Origin of the sequence: Streptomyces sp. NPDC050988 (genome assembly GCF_044456225.1) — a bacterium.
In the GTDB taxonomy this organism is placed as follows: Bacteria; Actinomycetota; Actinomycetes; order Streptomycetales; family Streptomycetaceae; genus Streptomyces.
Genome location: NZ_JBITFQ010000011.1, coordinates 108,551 through 126,870, shown reverse-complemented (window position 1 = coordinate 126,870; position 18,320 = coordinate 108,551). Strand labels below are relative to the sequence as shown.

Annotated in this window: 10 protein-coding genes and 2 pseudogenes; 8 read left to right on the top strand and 4 right to left on the bottom strand. The window is 72.7% G+C overall.

Translation table 11 applies throughout. From position 1 onward, the window contains the following. Positions 1-44: 44 nt before the first annotated feature. The 3 genes from ACIBEI_RS24285 (at position 45) to ACIBEI_RS24275 (ending at position 4,470) form a co-directional block, all read left to right on the top strand. A complete protein-coding gene (locus ACIBEI_RS24285; protein ID WP_398892129.1) occupies positions 45-827 on the top strand; it encodes a thioesterase II family protein in 783 nt (260 codons plus the stop codon). Between the two features lie 68 nt (positions 828-895). Continuing rightward, positions 896-2,476, top strand: a complete 1,581-nt coding sequence (locus ACIBEI_RS24280; RefSeq protein WP_398892418.1) for an IS1182 family transposase — start codon at positions 896-898, stop codon at positions 2,474-2,476. A 113-nt stretch (positions 2,477-2,589) separates the two neighbouring features. Beyond that, positions 2,590-4,470 carry an amino acid adenylation domain-containing protein gene (locus ACIBEI_RS24275; protein WP_398892127.1) on the top strand — a complete coding sequence of 627 codons (1,881 nt, stop codon included), beginning with the start codon at positions 2,590-2,592 and terminating at the stop codon, positions 4,468-4,470. An 82-nt stretch (positions 4,471-4,552) separates the two neighbouring features. On the opposite strand, the gene ACIBEI_RS24270 is transcribed toward ACIBEI_RS24275, so the two are convergent. Beyond that, complete coding sequence (locus tag ACIBEI_RS24270) at positions 4,553-7,342, bottom strand: hypothetical protein (RefSeq protein WP_398892125.1); 2,790 nt, start codon at positions 7,340-7,342, stop codon at positions 4,553-4,555. Between the two features lie 288 nt (positions 7,343-7,630). Continuing rightward, positions 7,631-8,578 (bottom strand): M56 family metallopeptidase, encoded by a 948-nt coding sequence (locus ACIBEI_RS24265; RefSeq protein ID WP_269652545.1) that lies wholly within the window; start codon positions 8,576-8,578, stop codon positions 7,631-7,633. A gap of 94 nt (positions 8,579-8,672) precedes the next feature. Here ACIBEI_RS24265 and ACIBEI_RS24260 point away from each other — a divergent pair, with 94 nt between their 5' ends. The 4 genes and pseudogenes from ACIBEI_RS24260 to ACIBEI_RS24245 all read left to right on the top strand — a co-directional run. Then, entirely contained in the window at positions 8,673-9,170 is a 498-nt protein-coding gene (locus tag ACIBEI_RS24260) for a DUF3052 domain-containing protein (RefSeq protein WP_398892122.1), read from the top strand. A 77-nt stretch (positions 9,171-9,247) separates the two neighbouring features. Then, positions 9,248-10,138 carry a glycosyltransferase family 2 protein gene (locus ACIBEI_RS24255; RefSeq protein WP_398892416.1) on the top strand — a complete coding sequence of 297 codons (891 nt, stop codon included), beginning with the start codon at positions 9,248-9,250 and terminating at the stop codon, positions 10,136-10,138. 224 nt (positions 10,139-10,362) lie between these two features. Continuing rightward, positions 10,363-11,211 (top strand): annotated as a pseudogene (locus tag ACIBEI_RS24250) (BTAD domain-containing putative transcriptional regulator); the annotation flags it as partial. A 762-nt stretch (positions 11,212-11,973) separates the two neighbouring features. Next, positions 11,974-14,319: pseudogene (locus tag ACIBEI_RS24245) on the top strand (tetratricopeptide repeat protein); the annotation flags it as partial. Positions 14,320-14,432: 113 nt separating this feature from the next. Here ACIBEI_RS24245 and ACIBEI_RS24240 read toward each other — a convergent pair. Both ACIBEI_RS24240 and ACIBEI_RS24235 read right to left on the bottom strand, forming a co-directional pair. Beyond that, positions 14,433-16,142 carry a bifunctional 3'-5' exonuclease/DNA polymerase gene (locus ACIBEI_RS24240; RefSeq protein ID WP_398892121.1) on the bottom strand — a complete coding sequence of 570 codons (1,710 nt, stop codon included), beginning with the start codon at positions 16,140-16,142 and terminating at the stop codon, positions 14,433-14,435. A 134-nt stretch (positions 16,143-16,276) separates the two neighbouring features. Then, positions 16,277-17,008 (bottom strand): Clp protease N-terminal domain-containing protein, encoded by a 732-nt coding sequence (locus tag ACIBEI_RS24235; RefSeq protein ID WP_398892119.1) that lies wholly within the window; start codon positions 17,006-17,008, stop codon positions 16,277-16,279. 91 nt (positions 17,009-17,099) lie between these two features. Between ACIBEI_RS24235 and ACIBEI_RS24230 the strand changes: the two genes are divergently transcribed. After that, positions 17,100-18,299, top strand: a complete 1,200-nt coding sequence (locus ACIBEI_RS24230; protein WP_398892117.1) for a DUF2786 domain-containing protein — start codon at positions 17,100-17,102, stop codon at positions 18,297-18,299. Positions 18,300-18,320: the final 21 nt, after the last annotated feature.

Here is an 18,320-nt window from a genome sequence, read left to right as displayed (position 1 = left end):
CACCAGACACCAAGCACTACACACCAGGCACCAGGCACCAACCCATGGAGAGTGACAGAACGTTGTCGGCAAAGACCTTCGCGCTCAAGGGCGCCGACCCGCAGGACGCCTCGATACGCGTGCTGATCGTCCCGCACGCCGGCGCCGGGGCGGCGAGCGGCCAGGGCTTCGCGGAGCACGCCCCGGCCGACTGGCTGGTGGCCACGGCCCGGCTGCCGGGCAGGGAGACGCGTATCCGGGAGAGCGTTCCCGACCTGCCCGGTCTGGTCGACGACGTCGTGGCCACGGCTCGCGCGCTGCCCGGCACCGCCCCCCTGGTCGTCGTCGGGGTGTGCTTCGGCGCGATCGTCGGCCTGGAAGCCGTACGCGCACTGCAGCGGGACGACAGTGTCCGTGTCGCCGGCATGGTGGCCGTCTCGCAGTGGGCGGTGACCGAGAAGCCCGACCCCGAGCGCCGGTTGCTGCGCGACACGGACGACACCGAGGACGTACTGGCGATCCTCGACGGGTTCGGCGGAGTCCCGGAGAGACTCGCGGCCAACGAGCAGATGCTGGAGCTGGTGCTGCCGACGATCGTGGCGGACATCCGTGCCGTCGAGGACTACTCGTCGGGCCCCGACCCCCTCCTGCGGTGTCCGCTCCTCACGGTCTTCGGGGACGAGGACCCGCTGTGCCCCGAGGAACGGACCGCCGACTGGGCCCTGTTCAGCGAGAACACCCGCGGTGTCTGGCTGCCGGGCGGACACATGCTGCTGACGGAGAGCCCCGCCCTGGTGGTGGACGCCGTCGTCGGCAATCTCGACCAGTTCGCGACAGAACAGTCCTAGAAGGCTGATGAAGATGTTGGGTTCTGGTCCTGCTGCGTGAGCGGCAGGACCAGACTCGTTGTGTGGCGATGGGTGAGTGGGTCGGCGAGATGGTCGGGCCGGACGTGTGGGAGACATGCCGGGATCTGATCCCGGCCGGGAGCGTGTTCGCGTTTCTGGCCGAGCACCGCGGCGAGCTGTTCCCGGCCGAGATGTTCACGGACATGTACCCGTCGGCTAACGGACGGCCGAGCATGCCGCCGCAGATCCTGGCTGCCGCGATCACGCTGCAGGCCCTGCACGGGCTGTCGGACTTCGAGACGGTCCAGGAACTGCGGTGCGACCTGCGGTGGAAGGCCGCATGTGGGCTCGGCCTCAACGACGTGGCCTTCGACCCGTCGCTGCTGGCCTACTTCCGCCGCCGACTGGCCCGTTCCGCCCGCCCGAACCGCATCTTCGACGCCGTGCGCGAGGTCGTGAAGGCCACCGGCGTACTCAAGGGCAAACACCGCCGGGCGCTGGACTCCACCGTGCTGGACGACGCGGTCGCCACCCAGGACACCGTCACCCAGATCATCGCCGCCGTCCGCGCGGTGATCCGCGAAGTCCCCGCAGCAGCCGAGGTGGCAGCGGTGCAGTGCACCGCCCACGACTACACCGACCCGGGCAAACCGAAGATCGCCTGGAACGACGAGCAGGCCCGCGCCGTGCTGGTCGACGCGCTGGTCACAGATGCGCTGCGGCTGCTGGGGCATCTGCCCGAACAGCAACTGGCGGAGAAAGCCGCGAACGCGGTGGGCATCCTGGCCTTGGTCGCCGGACAGGACGTCGAGCCCGCCGAGGACTCCGACGGCCGCGACGGACGCTGGCGCATCACCCAAGGCACCGCCCCGAACCGGATGGTCTCCACCGTCGATCCGGAAGCCCGCCACGTCCACAAGACCCGCAGCCACCAGCAGGACGGCTTCAAGGCCCACCTCGCGGTGGAGCCCGAAACCGGCTTATACACCGCCGCCGCTCTGCGGCCCGGCGCCGGAGCCGAGCACCACGAGGCCGCTGTGGGACTTGAGCTGCTTGCCGACGAGGATGAGCCGCTGGATGCCTTCGGCGACACCGCCTACTCCACCAGCGACGCCCGCCAGGCACTCCACGAGGCAGGACATCGTCTGTTCCTCAAGCCCGCCCCGCTGCGGCCGGCCGTCCCCGGCGGCTTCACCCTGGACGACTTCACCATCCTCACCACCGCAGCCATCGTGACCTGCCCGGCCGGACACACTGTGGCCCTGTCCGACCCCGGCGGACAGCACCACCAACGCAAAGCCTCCTTCGGCAACTTGTGCGCCGGATGCCACCTGCGCGAGCGGTGCACCAGAGCCAAGGCCGGACGCATCCTGACCATCCGCCCGCACCACGACCTCCAAGCGGCCGCCCGCCACCAGGCCGCCACCGATCCCAAGTGGCAGGCCGACTACCGCCGCTGGCGACCTCCGGTCGAACGCGCCGTCGCCTGGATCGTCCACCACGGCAACCGGCGCCTGCGCTACCGCGGCACCCTCAAGAACGACACCTGGCTCCACACCCGCGCCGCCGCCCTCAACCTCCGCCGACTGATCAACCTCGGGCTCACCCGCATCGACGGCGCCTGGCACCTCGCCCCAGCCACCACATAACAAAGAAGGACCATCCGGCCTCCGGCCGGACAGCCCCTCAACAAGATCTTCATCGGCCTTCTAGGGGGTGTTTCCCCTAACTCCCGCACCCGGACCGACCGAGGTTGACCTCCATGACGACCGTCCAGGCCTCCGCCGACCGCCCGTCGACCGATGCGGACCACCGGCTCGACGTACTCCTGCTCGAACGCTGGGAGCGCGATCCCGGACTCCCCGCGATCGTCTCCGGCGACACCGTCCTCACCGTGGGCGAGTTGAGGGAACGGGTCCTGCGGACCGCCGCGGCCCTTCGCGCGCACGGCGTACGGGCCGGTGACCGCGTCGTGATCCACCACGAGCGCTCCGTCGAGTTCGTGGTGGCCGTGCTGGGCGCCATGTTCGCGGGCGCCGCCCACGCGGCACTCGGCGTGGACGACCCGCCGCAGCGGATCCTGCGGTCCGTCCGGGACTGCGCGCCCCGGGCCGTGCTCACCAACTCGGAGCTGCGCGACCGCTTTTCGGAGGCGCCGGGCCTGTCGGACCTGGTCGTCCTGACGGACGAGGAGTGCGCCACCTACCCGCCGACGCCCGAACCGGTACGGGACGCCCCGGGCACGTCGGCGGACGACCCCGTCGCCGTCATCCACACCTCGGGATCCACCGGCCGTCCCAAGGCCTCGCTGCTCAGCCACCGTGCCCTCGTCTCACGGATCACGGCCCTGCAGACCACGCACCGCATGGACGAGCGCGACCGGATGATCCACCACACGGTGTGCACGTTCGACATGTATCTCGGCGAGCTGTACTGGCCGTTGCTCGCCGGCGCCACCATCGTCGTCGCGGCCCCGGGCCGCCATCGCGACGCGGACCATCTCGCGGAGCTGATCCGCGACCAGGGGATCACGACGGTCTACTTCGGCGTGTCCCAGCTCGAACTTTTCCTGCTGACCCGCGATCCCGCCGAGCGGTACGACGGGCTGCGGCAGGTACTCACCGGCGGCGAACCGCTCGGTCCCGACCTGGTCAGGCGCTTCCACTCGCGCTCCACCGCGTCCCTCACCAATATCTACGGGCCCAGTGAGTGCACGATCTACTGCACGGCCTGGGTGCTGCCGCGCGATCCCGACCTGGACACCGTGCTCATCGGTCCCGCCATCCAGGACACCGAACTGTGGATCCTCGACGAGAACGGAGTCCCGGTCGCCGAAGGGGAACCCGGCGAACTCCACATCGGCGGCGCCGGCGTCGCCCTCGGCTATCTGAACCGGCCCGAACTCACCGCCGAGCGCTTTCTCGACGCCGAGCGTCTTCCCCATGTCCCCGCGGTGAGCCCGGGCGGCCGCCTCTACCGTTCCGGCGACCTCGTCAGGGCGCGGCCCGACGGTGCGCTGGAGTTCCTGGGCCGGGCCGACCGGCAGGTGAAGATCCGGGGCATCCGCATCGAGCCCGGCGAGATCGAGGAGACCGCCAAGCGCTGTACGGGGGTCGGACAGGCGGCGGTCGTCGCACACGGCTCGGGCCCGGAGAAGCGGCTCGCCGCGTTCGTGGTGCCCGAGAAGGGCACGGAACCGGGCAGCCTGCCGTCCTCCGTGCGCGAGGCCCTGCGGACCTGGCTCCCGCCGTACATGGTGCCGTCGGCCGTCGAGGTGGTGGACGAACTGCCGCTGACACCGAACGGCAAGCTGGACCGGCGTCTCCTGGAGACCCGGGCGGCGAAGCGGTCGGCCGAATCCGCGCCCGCGCGGCCCGTACGACATGTCTCCGTCAGCGCGGATCCGGACGTGGAGAGCATCGTGTCCGAGGTGTGGTGCGAGGTCCTCCAGGTCTCCGAGGTCGGCCGGGACGACGACTTCTTCGACCTGGGCGGCGATTCCTTCAAGGTGCTGCGCGTCGTCGAGACCCTCCGGGAACGGCTGCGGGCGGACATCCCCCTGGCGGCGCTGCTGCTGGAGCCGACGGTGGGCGACTTCAGCGAGGAACTGCGCCGCATCATGGCGCACGGGCCCACGGACTGACCCCGGGAGCTTCAAGGAATCAGGAGCGCGAAACGGGGGCCCGGAACTCCCGGGCCCCCGCGTCCAGTTCCGTAATGCCCTACTACGGCGCGTCCGTCACCGTCCCGTCGAGCACCGGCCCCTCCACCTGTTCGCCCTCCGCCGTCAGGAGGAACAGCTGGATCCGCAGTGACTCCTCCGGCTCGCTCACCCCGTCCGCGACGACGGGTACGGTCACGTCGGTACTCAGCTCCCCCTGAGGGATGGCGAGGGGCAGATAGAGCCCTTCCAGCCGGGACAGCGGCCGGGCGGGACCGGGTGATTCACCGGTGAACTCCTCCAGCCAGGCCGGGTCGACGTCGGTGGTGGACAGTTCGACGCCGCCGACCGGAGCGAACGCGGAGTCGATCCAGATCTCCGTGTCGGCGACCGCGGACTGGGTGATCCGCCAGGTCAGGCTCTGGCCCTCGGTGACCCGGCTCGGGACCGGCGTCACGCTGAACGTGGGCATCGGGTCGTCGTCGTTCACGGTCACACCGCCGAGGTGGTTGCCGACCACCGTGTCGTGGACGGCCTTCGCGAACACGTTGTACGCCGAGCCGTAGCTGTAGCGGGTGTTGCCGGGCACGTCGACCGGCACGTCGACGCTCTCGGTGCCGGGGCGCACGGTCACCACCCGGGACGTGGTCTCACGGGTCTCGGGGTCCGCGACGAAGAGCCGGATCCGTCCACTGCCCTGCCCGGAGAGCCGTACCGGCACCTGGTAGGTCCGGACTCCGGAGTCGCCCTCGTCGACGGTCAGCCGGCCGATGTCGACGCGGGGCGGCGAGACCGGCCGCACGTCGGCCATGCCGGGGCGCCAGCCCCAGGCGTCGATCAGCCACGCCTTTCCCGATCCGCTGCGCGGGGTCAGTTCCAGGGACTCCACCCGCTTGAGGTCCAGCCCGGCCGCGGTCGCGGCGGTCAGCGGTACGCGGACCTCCTGGCCCCAGTACGAGGTCGTCCGCTCGGTGCCCGGCAGCCCGTCGAGGCGGATGCCGCCGAGCTTCGCCCGTCGGCCCGCGGTGTCCGTGAGGGACACGTCCATGCGGGTGCCGGTGGTGTTCGGGGGCACGACGACCCGCAGGGCCAGCGACTTGGCTCCGGTCACCGAGACCGGTCGCTCGGGCTGTACCCGTACCGGCGAACCCGGTGTCGACCAGCCGAGCGCCACGGCGTTGCGGCCCGGCTCCCGGTCCGTCTCCCAGCCGGCGAAGTGCGGTGACGCGCCGGGCTCGTCGGGGTTCAGGCAGGCCGTGGCCGGGTCGGGGTCGACCTGCTCGCACAGCCGGCCGCCGTCCACCTTCACCGAGGGGTCCGGCACGAACGCGCCGCCACGACGGGCGCCGACGGCGTGGGTGAGGACGCGCGCGGAACCCGCGGACTTCGCCCGTACGCCGGAGCCGTCCAGCAGGGGCCGGACCCGGTCGTCGCCCGCGACGAACACCCGGGCCGCGGCGGCTATGTAGGTGGAGCCGGCGGCCTGCTGCTTCTTGGCGGTCAGGCGTGTCGCGGTGCCCGGCGTGCACACCGCGTCCGGCGACTCCCCGTCGTTCCAGAAGTCGTCGTTGGCGGGCGCCTGGGCCTGGCCCGGCGTCCACTCGGTGTTGAAGAAGTTGTGGTTGGCGCCGACCATGTAGACCGCGCTGTGCAGGGCGGCACCACGGCTGACACCGCGGGTCCCGTCCACATAGATCTCACCCTGCAGATCGGACACATCGCCGTCGCAGCCGGGCAGGATCGTCATCGACGGCACCTCGGGAGCGGGGTTCTGCCCGAAGATCGTGGGGCCGATGAGGACGGTCCCCCGGATCTTCCAGCGCACCGGACCCCGGTAGCCGTCCCGGTCGGTGGGAGGCTTGGAGAGGCTGTCCATCGCGGCCCGGTTCACGCCCTCGCCGCCCCGCGAGTGACCGACCAGGAGTACGCGCGACAGGTCGGCCCGCGCGGCCTTCCGTACGACCTCCGGTGCCGAAGTCCGTCCGGCGCCCGACCAGTTGGCCCAGCGGGCGAGGTGCTGCCGTACGAGGGACGAGCGGGCCTGCGCGCCGCCGTCCTCCGCCGCGAAGTCCTGGCCGTTGACGCCGTTGGCCGATATGGACACCGTCACATAGCCCTGGGACGCCAGCAGCTTCTGGTCGTGCAGATAGCCGCGGTGGCTCGGTACCGGCTTCGAACCGGTGGGGCAGGGCCAGTCGCCGACGAACTCGCCGTCCGGGCCCCCGGTGTAGCAGGTGGGGTGCCGGCCGTGCAGGAAGAGGGCCAGCGGGCGCTTGCCCTGGGCCCCGGCCGGTGCGACCACGGCCGCACGCATCTCCACCGGTTCGGGGAAGTCGGGCAGCTTCACGGACTTCAGCTCGTACTCGCCGCTGACCGTGCGGTACGGGCCGGGGACGCCCGGGTCCACGGGGTTGGCCGGCGGCAGGGCCGACGGCTTCACCGGCGCCTTGGAGGCACGTCGCCGCGAGTCCGCCTCGATGCCGGCCTCGTCGAGGCGGCGGCCGGCCGCCCGGACCTGTAGGTCCTTCGCCGGTCCCAGCTCCACGCCCTGGAGGGCGAGCCTGAACGTGTGTCCGTCCTTGGCGGCGAGCGGCCGGCCCAGGAGCCGGTCGCCGGAGTAGAACTCGACGGCGGCGTCCCCCATGGGCACGGGTGTGGCCGAGCGCCAGGTCAACTGCTGACCGGATCTCGCTGTCGTGATCTGCCAGCCCGCCGGCAGTCTGCCGTCGGGGTCGGCCGAGGCCGCGGGCGGTGCGGGTTCGGCGGACGGGCGGGCCTGCGCGACTCCTTGCGACCCCACCACCACCGCCAACAACGCCGCAGCGGCGACCAATGTGCGCCGGGCATGGCTCAACGTCCTTCTCCTCCTGTTGGCTCCTGCGCCCGGGCACCTCGGTTGCCCCAGATGCCCCGGGCATCTCTCTCGTCCCTCTCGTCCCTGAGAAGAAGATGAGAACCGGGGCCACGGGGTTGCTCGGAGTCGACGTCCGGCCGAGGCAGGCGGGTGCCTCAAGTGGAGCCTGGAGAAGCGGAGTTGGTCCGGCGTGCCGGTGCGCCGGTGCGCCGGTGCGCCGGGTGCGGGACCGTCGGCTGGCCAGGGGGGCCGGAGGAAGGCCGGAGGAGGGAAGTGCCGGGCCAGGCCCTAGGAGCCGAGCGTCGCCAGGGCCGGGCCGAAGGCGATGAGCAGCGGGATCAGCGGGGCCAGGGCGGCGGCCGTCGTCGTACCGCGGCGGTGGGTCCGGGGCAGGCGGGGCGGCGGGTCCAGGAGGCGCTCCACCCGCTGGTGGAGCAGGGGGCGGGGAGTGGCGCAGGACAGGACGCCCCGGTGCTGGTTCAGCTCGATCAGCGCGAGGGCGGTGGTGAGGTGGCCGCAGCGGCGGGAGGCCGTGTCGTCGGCGGAGAGCTCGACCAGGCGGTGGGTCTGGTCGCGGAAGTGGGTGAAGAGCGGGATGCCCGGGAAACCGGAGGCCAGGGCCTGGGAGAGATGCAGGAGCCAGTCGTGGCGGGCCCGGGCGTGACCCAGCTCATGGGCCTGGATGGCGTCCAGCTGGTGGTCGGTGAGGCGCTGCAGCGCGCCCGTGGTGACGACGAGCTGGGGCGGGCTGCCCGGCATCCACCAGGCGTCCGGGTACTCGTCCTCCAGCACGAGGAGCGGGCCGCGCGAGTCGCTGAGCCCGCCCGGCAGCTCGGGGGCGCGTTCGCGCAGGTGCTCGCGCCGCAGCCGACCGCGCCTGCGGGCCTCCGCCACCTCCCGCGCCAGCATGGCCGTGGTCCAGGCGGCACCACCGGCCAGCAGCAGCGTGAGCGCGGTGGTCCAGGGCGGGGCGGCGGCCAGGTCGTACGCCGCGGTGACCCTGGGCGGCGCGGGCGCGAAGACATGGACACGGACGGTGTGGAAGACCGCCGATGCGCTCAGCACGAGCGACGTCAGGCAGCAGAGCAGCACGGTCGCGACCAGGCACTGCCACACCCACAGCGCGAGCACGGGCTCCCGGTCGGGCCAGACCGCGCGGGTCAGGACACGGGGCGCCGCGACCGCCGCCGCCAGTGCGACGACCGCCATCAGGAGGAGGGAGATCGATACGGTCATGTCGCGTGCTCCTTCGGGAAGCGGCCGTGGACACGCTACCTGCCACCGGGGCCATGACGGCAATGAGCGGCACGACGCCGAACCGCGAGTAACCATGGACGCAGGAGCGCAGGAGCGCAGGAGCGCGCAGGAGCGCATGGACGGTGGTGGCGCGGTGAGCGGGGCGAGTGCTGGGCGCGGGGCGGGCGGCGGGTACTCCGGTACGCCGCTGGCCAGGAAGATCGGGATCAAGGCCGGGCAGCGGGTGCGGTTGCTGTACGCGCCGGGGGAGGGGTGGACGATCCCCGGGCTGCCCGAGGGCTGCGAGGTCGCCGAAGGAGGGCCGAAGGGGGCGGACGTCACCGTGGCCTTCTACCGGGAGGCGGCCGTTCTGGCCGCCGAGGGACCCGGGCTCGTCGAGGCGCTCGCCGACTCCGCGATGCTCTGGATCGCCTGGCCGAGGAAGGCCGCCGGCCACGTCAGCGACATTACCGAGAACGCGCTGCGGGAGCTGTTCCTGCCGCTGGGCGTCGTCGATGTGAAGGTCGCCGCGCTCGGGGACGACTGGTCGGGGCTGAAGTTCGTACGCCGCAAGGAGAATCGGCGTATTTGAAGAGTCCTTACCGTGAACGGCTAGCATCGCCCCTTGTTGCCGAACGAGGTCGAGTGATGGGGGTGGGCGCCGTGCCGATGGAGCCGCGGATCGCGGTGGCCGTGGTGACGATGGGCACCCGGCCCCAGGAGGTCGACGCGCTGCTCGCGTCGGTGGCCAAGCAGGACGTCGCACCCACGCGGATCGTGATCGTCGGGAACGGCTGTCCGCTCCCCGAGTTCGCCGACCGGCTGGGGCTGCCCGGCGAGGTCACCGCCATCGAGGTCGACGAGAACCTCGGCTGCCCGGGCGGCCGGAACGTCGCGCTGAGCCGACTGCGGGAGTTCGGGGACGTGGACGTCGTCGTCGACCTGGACGACGACGGGCTCCTCGTCGACCCGGACGTCCTGCGGCGCGTACGGGACCTGTACGCCGCCGATCCGCGCCTCGGCATCGTCGGATTCCGTATCGCCGACGAGCACGGCGAGACCCAGCGGCGGCACGTGCCCCGGCTCGGTGCCAAGGATCCGATGCGGGGCGGGGAGGTCACCGGCTTCCTCGGCGGCGGACACGCCCTCTCGATGGAGATGCTCGCGCAGACCGGGGACTGGCCGGCCGAGTTCTTCTTCGCGCACGAGGAGACCGACCTGGCGTGGCGGGCCGCCGACGCCGGGTGGACCATCCGGTACGAGCCCGAGCTGCTGCTCCAGCACCCCAAGACCTCGCCGGCACGGCACGCCATCTACTACCGCGTCACCGCCCGCAACCGCGTCTGGCTCGTCCGACGCCGGCTGCCGCTTCCGCTCATCCCCGTCCACCTGGCGGTCTGGATCGCGCTGACTCTCCTGCGGACACGCTCTGTCGGCGGGCTTCGGGCATGGTTCGGCGGCTTCGTGGAGGGGATCCGGGTCTCGGCGGGGGAACGGCGGCCGATGCGCTGGGGGACTGTCTGGCGCCTCACGCGCTTGGGACGGCCACCGGTCGTCTGACTCGGCCCACACCCACGGGTTTTCGGACCCGGCCGCTACGGCGACACTCCCCCGAGCCGCGGCGACCTACGACGCCAACCGCGTACCGGAACGACCGGGTCCGAACGGTGATCAAATCAGGCCACGCCAACCGATCGCTAACATGGGGCGAACGGTGTGGCGAGGCACAGAGTTTCGCCTGGGAGGTGGCGGGAGCGGCGGATTCAGGCCGTTGACGGCCGCCGATGGGAAGAGGCGGACAGGTGGGCGGCGGACAGCGGTCGGAGCGGGGCGCCGGGCTGCGCCGCGGTCGATCGTCCGGCCGCCCGGACGGGCCGTCACCTGGGGCGATACCCGCGTCCTCGCCCGAACCGGGTTCGGGAGTGCGGTCCGTGTTGCGATCCGGGCTGCGTTTCGGGCTTCTCGGGCCGACCGTCGTGTACGACGCCGACGGTGTGCCACGGCCGGTCAGCAGCGCGAAGGGGCGGGTACTGCTCACCGCTTTGCTGCTGGAACCGGGCCGGGTCGTCTCCGTCGACGTGCTCAAGGACGCGCTGTGGGGCGGGACGCCGCCCGCCTCCGCGCAGGCGTCGCTGCAGAACCACGTGACCCGTCTGCGACGCCTCCTGGACGACCCGGACCGGCTGCGGTCGGTACCGCCCGGCTACCAACTGCGCGTCTCCGAGGGTGAGTTGGACGTACGCCTCTTCGAGACCCGGATCGGTGCCGCCCGGGCGGCACACGCGCGGCGGAACTGGGAACGGGCCGTGACCGAGGCCGTTGCGGCACTCGGGCTCTGGCGCGGCACCCCGCTGACAGGCATGCCTCCCGGGCTCGGCGGACTCTCCCTCGTCCAACGGCTGGAGGAGGCACGGCTGTTCGCCCTGGAGTGCCGGTACGACGCGGAACTGGAGCTGGGCCGCGGGGTGTCCGACGGGGACGTACGGCTCTCCGGTCTCGCACCCGAACTGGCCGCGCTGGTCGCGGAGTTCCCTTTCCGCGAGGCCTTCCACCGCCAGCTGATGATGGTCCTCCACCGGACGGGCCGCCGCGCCGAGGCCCTCGCCGTCCACCGCGACCTGCGCCGCACCCTCGTCCGCGAACTCGGCGTGGAACCGGGCCTCGCGGTCCGGGAGACCCACCTGGAGATCCTGCGGGACGAGGATTCGGGGACGGGGACGGGGACGGGGACGGGGACGAGGGCGGAGGCGGGGGCGGGGGCAGGGACCGGGGCTGGAGCTGGAGCTGGAGCTGGAGCAGGGGGACGGGCAGGTGCGGGGTCGGGGCCGGGCTCGCGATCTAGGCCGGGTCCGGGATCTGGATCTGGATCTGGACCTGGATCGGGCTTGGGCTTGGGCTTGGGGCCGGCGTCAGCGGCGGGGGTGGGGGCGGGGCCGGGCCAGGGATTCGGATCTGGACCTGGATCTGGACCTGGATCTGGACCTGGATCTGGACCTGGATCTGGACCTGGATCTGGACCTGGGCCTGGGCCTGGATCTGGATCGGGCCCGGATGCGTCCGCCAGTGATGAGATCGGTGCCGCTGAGACAGCGGCTTCCGCCAATGCGGCCGCTCCTGGTGTGGCGGCGGCTTCCGCCGAAGCGGCGGCTCCTGGTGAGGCGGCGGCTCCCGCCAGAGCGGCGGCTCCCGGTGAGGCAGCGGCTTCCGCTGGGCGGCAGTCCACCGGAGGTGACGGCGTCTCCGCCCCGATGCCCGCCGAGTCGGCGTCCACACGTACTGATCCTGGCCCGCGCGCAGCCGACCACCCGCCCTCTGCGGAAGCCGCTCCGGCCGCCCCCGCGGCCCTGGTCGCCCCGGCCACCACGTCCGCCCCGGCGACTCCAGCCATTCCCGGTACCCCCGGTACCCCCGGTACCCCCGGTACCCCCGGTACCCCCGGTACCCCCGGTACCCCCGGTACCCCCGGTACCCCCGGTACCCCCGGCACTTCCGCCGCCCCTGGCACCCCCGCCTCTCCGAAGGCCCCCGCCCCCGCCCCCGTCCCCGTCCCCCGCCCCGCCCAACTCCCTCCCGCTCCCCTCTGTTTCACAGGTCGAGCCGAGACCGTCGGCAGCCTGCGCGCCACACTCGTGTCGACCGGGGCCAGGGCCGGGCACCCCCGCGTGGCCGTGGTCAGTGGCATGGCGGGCGTCGGGAAGAGCGCGCTGGGCGTGCAGGTGGCGCACGGGCTGCGGACCGAGTTCCCGGACGGCCAGCTGTACGTACGGCTGCACGGGGCCACGCCCGGCGTGCCGCCGCTCACCGTCGGGCAGGCCCTCGCCGCGCTGCTCCGCGACCTGGGCGTGGAACCGCGGGGCGTCCCCGAACACCCGGACGCGGCAAGCGCGTTGCTCCGCTCACTCCTGGCGCCCACCCGCACCCTGCTCGTACTCGACGACGCCGTGAACGCCGCCCAGGTCCGCCCCCTGCTGCCGGCCGGCCCCGGCTGCGCGGTGATCGTCACCAGCCGCTCGCCCCTCACCGCGCTGGACGGCGTGGCCCGTTTCCCGCTCGCTCCCCTCTCCGACGAGGAGAGTGCCGAACTGCTGCGGGCCGTCTCCGGACGGGACGGCCTCGACGGTACGCACCCTCTCGTCGGCCTCACCGGACGGCTGCCGCTCGCACTGCGCATCGTCGCGGCCCGGCTCGCCGCCCGCCAGGTCCTCACGCCGGACGCGCTGGCCGGTCAACTGGCCGCCAGCGACGGACGGTTGCACCACCTCGAATACGACGACCTCAGCGTGCGCCGCTCGCTCGCGGTGGCCCTCGACGCGCTGCGGGCCTCGGACCGCGAGGCCGACCGGGACGCCGCCCTCGCCCTGCGCCGGATCGGTGCGCTCGACCTGCCGACGTACGGGATCCCGCTCCTCGCCCGGCTCCTGGGCACCGGCGAACGCCGCACCGAGGCCGCCCTCGACCGCCTCGTCGACGTGGCCCTCCTCGACGAGACGGCGTACGGCCGCTACACCCCGCACGACCTCGTACGCGACTTCGCCCGCGAGGTCGCCCGGGAGGCGGCGGAGGAGGACCACAGCCCCACCAATCCGGATCCCACCAATCCGGACCCCACCGACCTCGCCCTCCACTGGTACATCGCCTCCGCCCGCCGGTGCGTACCGGCCCTGATCCCCTCCGGTGTCGACCGCGACAACCGGCTGGGTACGACACCGGCAGAGTCGGAGCGTGCGGGCGCCACCAGCAGCGAGACCGTGCCATTCGCGACGGCCGCCGAGGCCGTCGCCTGGGGGGACCGCGAGGTGGCGAACGTCGTCACGCTCGTCGAGGGCCACGCCGCCGCCTCCCCGCTGGTCCCCGTCCTCGTACGCGCCCTCTTCCCGTATCTGCAGCGGCGCGGTCGGCTGCGCGAGCTGTCGGTGCTCGGGCGGCGGGCGCTGAAGGTGGCGCGGCTGCTCGGGGACGACGCCGCCGAGGCGATCGCGCTGTCCGATCTGGCGGGCCTCTACTTCATGCAGGGACAGGCGGGCAAGGCGCTAGTCCTGACCGACCAGGCTCTGGCGCGCTGGCGCGGCCTCGGCGTCGTCTCGCGCATCCAGCGCTGCCTGAACAACCGCGGGCTGCTGCTGGAAAGCCTGGGCCGGTACGTGGAATGCGAACTCGCCCTGCGGGAAAGCCTGGAGCTGGCGCGGGAGCTGGGCGACCTGGACGGCGAGGCCGTCGCCTACAGTAATCTCGGCAACCTCTACGAGCACTCCGACCCGCGCGCCGCCATCGAGTGGCACGAGCGGAGCCTCGCACTCGGCGAGACCATGGGCGACTCCCGGGTCCGCGAGTCGGGGCACTGCAACATCGGGTACGCCCACCTCACGCTCGGCGAACCGGCCCGTGCGCTGGAGCACTTCGACCGTGCCCTGAGCGTCTCGGACGGTGTCGACTGGCAGAGCGGCTCCCAGACCCGCCTCGGTCTCGTCCGTGCGCTGCGCGGCCTCGGCCGCACCGAGCGGGCCGCCCGCGAGTGCGCCCTGCTGCTGGCCCGCGCCGAACTGCGCGCCGACCGTTACACCGCCGGTCTCGCCCGGCACCAGCAGGGCCTGCTGCACCGGTCGGCGGGCCGCACCGACGAGGCGTACGAGCAGTGGGAACTGGCCCTCGACGACCTGGACGGCACCGACAGCACGGTGACCGACGAACTGCGGGAGCTGTTGCTGATCCGGCTCAACGGGCCTTCCGCGCGCGGGAGTTGACCCGGGCTCATCACAAACAAGCCGGGAGCGCTCCCACTTGAACCCCTGTTCCCGCTCGGGCCCACGACCTGGCTCGGGCCCACACCCCGGCTCAAGCCCCCCTCCCCCTCACTTCACTTCGCGTCCGCGTAGCACTCCACCACCGCCGTCGTGAACGGAAACCGCACCGGCGTCTCCCCGAACGTCAGCCGCCCCGCCAGCTCCGCGGCCTCCCGGATGGCCTCGACGACCGTGTCGGCCTCCGCCGCCGGGCAGTGCACCATCACCTCGTCGTGCTGGAAGAAGACCAGCTCGGCCGCCATGTCCCGGCAGGTGCGGCGGAGCGCGGCGAGCACGAGGAGGGTCCAGTCGGCGGCGCTGCCCTGGACGACGAAGTTGCGCGCGAAGCGGCCCCGGGCACGGGAGTTGGTGGAGGCGTACCCCGGCACCCAGTCCTGGGCGTCCCCGGGCTCGGCGCCCTCGCCCGGCACGCCGACCTGCTCGCTCTCCGGAATCCCGGCCTCCTCCCCGGAGGAGTCCGACCCCGCCGCCGGCGGGCACGTCCGCCCGAGCCAGGTCCGCACGAGCCGCCCTTCCTCGCCCTCCCGCGCCGCGTCGTCCACGTACGCCACCGCCCTGGGGAAGCGGCGGCGCAGCAGTGCGAGGTTCTTGAGGCCGTCGCCGGAGGTCTGGCCGTAGACCGCGCCGAGCACGGCGAGCTTGGCCTGTGCGCGGTCGCCGGAGAAGGCGCGGTCGGACACGGACTGGTAGAGGTCGGTCTCCCGCCCGGCGACCTCCATCAGGCCGGGGTCGCGGGAGATCGCGGCCAGCACCCGCGGCTCCATCTGGTCGGCGTCCGCGACGACGAGCCGCCAGCCGGGGTCGGCGACCGCGGCGCGACGGATGACCTTGGGGATCTGCAGCGCGCCCCCGCCGTTGGTCACCCAGCGCCCGGTGACCGTACCGCCCGGCAGGTACTCCGGTCTGAACCGCCCGTCCCGCACCCAGTCCTGGAGCCACGACCAGCCGTGCGCGACCCAGATGCGGTACAGCTTCTTGTACTCGACGAGCGGCTTCACGGCCGGGTGGTCGATCGTCTCGATCTCCCATCGCCGAGTGGATTTGATCTTGATCCCGGCCTGCGCGAAGGCCTTGATGACATCGGCGGGCAGATCGGGCCGCACCCGTCTCCCGAACGCGGCCGACACCTCGTCCGTCAGCTCGGCGAGGCGGCGCGGTTCGCCCCCTCCCGCGTACCGCTCGCCGAGCAGTTCGTGCAGCACGTCACGGTGGACGTCCGCGCTCCACGGCATCCCGCCCGCGTTCATCTCGGTCGCCACGAGCATGCCCGCCGACTCGGCGGCCGTCAGCAGCCGCATCCGCCCGGGGTGCTCGGCCGCGTCGTGTCTTCGCTGCTGGTCCCCGTACACCTCGATGAGCTGTTCCAGCGGTACGTGGACCGGGCGGGGCTCGAAGAGGGAGGACTGCGAGCCGGGCTCGGCGGAGCGCTGCGGGGGATCGGGCGGTACGGGGCCGCCGCGCAGTCTCGCCAGGGCGGCGGCCGCCGAGCGGGGCTCGCCGAGCCGTCCCTCGTGGCCCAGGAGGAGGGTCTCGGCGGCCTCCATGTCGTAACACCGCTCCACGCGGACGCCCGCCTCACGCAGCCGCGGATAGACCTCGGCCGTCGCCCGCCACACCCAGCGGATGACGTCCGGCCGGGACCGTACGGACTCGGCGAGATCCGGTTCCCGCAGGACCGGTCCGGCGGGCAGCCCGCCGGGGCCGAGGGGAGCGAGCTCTGCGCCGCCGTCCTCGGCCGGCGCGAGAGCCCACCGGTCGGTCATGACTGCGAGTCTCGCAGGAGGGTCTGACAACGGCCCTGAACTGGGGGTTCAGGGCCGTGTCCGGCACCGGGCACAAGCTGTGCCCGGTCGTCGCCCGGCCATTCGGCCAGTCGTTCGGCCCGTCGTTCGGCCGGTCAGTCCTCCTGGAGGGACTCCCGCACCTTCTCCAGCGCCTCGGCGATGCTCGCCTCGGCCGCCGCCTTGTCGACGCCGAGCCCGCTGAGGAGGCCCGCGCCTGCCTCGTGCTCCAGCATCGCGAGCAGGATGTGCTCCGTGCCGATGTAGTTGTGGCCGAGCCGGAGCGCCTCGCGGAAGGTGAGTTCGAGGGTTTTCTTGGCGTTGCTGTCGAAGGGGATGAGCGCGGGTACGTCCTCGGCGCTCGGTGGGAGGGCGGCGGTCGCGGCCTCGCGCACGGCGTCCAGGGTGACGCCCTGCGCGGTGATCGCCTTCGCCCCGAGGCCGTCCGGCTCGGCGACCAGGCCGAGGACCAGGTGCTCGGTGCGGATCAGGTCGTTGCCCGCGTTCTTGGCCTCGTTCTGGGAGACGATCACCACGTTCCTGGCCCGTGACGTGTAGCGGCTGAAGCCCTGGCTGGGGTCGAGGTCCGACTCCGCCTTCGGCACGAACCGCTTCTGGGCCGCCTGCCGGGTGACCCCCATGCTCTTGCCGATGTCCGTCCAGGACGCACCCGAACGCCGGGCCTGGTCCACGAAGTGACCGATCAGGTGGTCGGCCACATCGCCGAGGTGGTCCGCCGCGATCACCGCGTCCTGGAGCTGGTCGAGAGCGTCTTCGTGAACCTTCTTGATGGCCTCGATCAGATCGTCGAGGCGTACGGAGGTGGTGGCACGTGGATTCGTGGTCATGTGTCAACCGTAGGTTGACAGTGAGGGAGTGTCAACCCGGAGTTGACAACGGTCGGTCCGCCCCCACCCCGACGCGTGACACGATCGAGGGATGAGCAGTACGCCCAGCACCGTGGAGCGCGCCTTCGAGGCCGCCCTCTACGCCGATTCCGACGCGGCCCTCGACACCGGCGCCTCGCTCCTCGCCTCCGACCCCGCGTCCGACACCGAACTGGCCCGCCGCGGCGAGGAGTTCGTCGAGGGGGCCTGGCGGCGCGGCTGGCAGCCCGCCGATGTCGTACGGATCGTGCGCCGCGAACTGGACGACACGCACGTACGCCTGGTGTCGGCGCTGATCCTCGACGAGAGCCGCCGCAGCGAGCAGCCCCGCGGCCCGCGCTGGACGGCACAGCTCGAAGAGCTGACCGCCGGGGCCGCCGGGGCCGCCGGGGCCGCCGGGGCCGCCGATGCCGCCGGGGCCTCTGGGACGAAGGCCAGGCCCCGCACCGAACCCCGCACCGACCGCTTCTCGTACGCCACCGCCGTACTGGGGCTGTACCGGCTGCTGCTCCGCCTGCCCTCCATCGAGCCGCTGGAGGTGGACGCGCCCAGGGCGGCGGCCGGCGGCCCGAAGGACTTCCGCATGCTCACCCGTATCCGCGCGCTGCTCGCCAAGGCCGAGGCGACCGGGTTCCCCGAGGAGGCGGAGGCCCTCAGCGCCAAGGCGCAGGAGCTGATGGCGCGGCACAGCATCGACGAGGCGCTGCTCGCGGCCCGTACGCACGCCAAGGACGCGCCCGGCGCCTGCCGCATCGGCGTCGACCCGCCCTACGAGACGGCCAAGGCGGTACTCCTCGACGCGGTGTCCGGCGCCAACCGCTGCCGGGCGGTCTGGAACGAGGCCCTCGGCTTCTCGACCGTCGTCGGCTTCGAACCAGACCTGGAGGCCGTCGAACTCCTCTACACCTCGCTCCTCGTGCAGGCCACCGCCGCGATGACGAAGGCGGAGGCGGCACAGCGGGCCGGCGGCAGGAAGCGTACGAAGTCCTTCCGGCAGTCCTTCCTCGCCGCGTACGCCCATCGCATCGGCGATCGGCTGGCGGAGGCGGCGGAGGGGCAGGTGACGGCCGGCGAGGGGGAGTTGCTGCCGGTTCTGGCCGCCCGGGACGTGGCGGTCGCGGACGAGACGGAGCGGATGTTCCCGGCGACCGTCACGACCAGGCTGCGCGGGGTCAACGACGCGGCCGGCTGGGAGGAAGGAGCCGCCGCGGCGGACCGGGCCCAGGTGAGGGCACGGCCGCCGCTGCGGTGACGCCGGCGATCCCGGGTCGGC

Excerpts from the sequence above, each read along its gene's own strand:
- ACIBEI_RS24255 (WP_398892416.1), top strand. The coding sequence starts at position 9,248 with ATGGAGCCGCGGATCGCGGTGGCCGTGGTGACGATGGGCACCCGGCCC.
- ACIBEI_RS24230 (WP_398892117.1), top strand. The coding sequence starts at position 17,100 with ATGAGCAGTACGCCCAGCACCGTGGAGCGCGCCTTCGAGGCCGCCCTC.
- ACIBEI_RS24275 (WP_398892127.1), top strand. The coding sequence starts at position 2,590 with ATGACGACCGTCCAGGCCTCCGCCGACCGCCCGTCGACCGATGCGGAC.
- ACIBEI_RS24285 (WP_398892129.1), top strand. The coding sequence starts at position 45 with ATGGAGAGTGACAGAACGTTGTCGGCAAAGACCTTCGCGCTCAAGGGC.
- ACIBEI_RS24265 (WP_269652545.1), bottom strand. The coding sequence starts at position 8,578 with ATGACCGTATCGATCTCCCTCCTCCTGATGGCGGTCGTCGCACTGGCG.
- ACIBEI_RS24260 (WP_398892122.1), top strand. The coding sequence starts at position 8,673 with ATGGACGCAGGAGCGCAGGAGCGCAGGAGCGCGCAGGAGCGCATGGAC.
- ACIBEI_RS24280 (WP_398892418.1), top strand. The coding sequence starts at position 896 with ATGGGTGAGTGGGTCGGCGAGATGGTCGGGCCGGACGTGTGGGAGACA.
- ACIBEI_RS24235 (WP_398892119.1), bottom strand. The coding sequence starts at position 17,008 with ATGACCACGAATCCACGTGCCACCACCTCCGTACGCCTCGACGATCTG.
- ACIBEI_RS24240 (WP_398892121.1), bottom strand. The coding sequence starts at position 16,142 with ATGACCGACCGGTGGGCTCTCGCGCCGGCCGAGGACGGCGGCGCAGAG.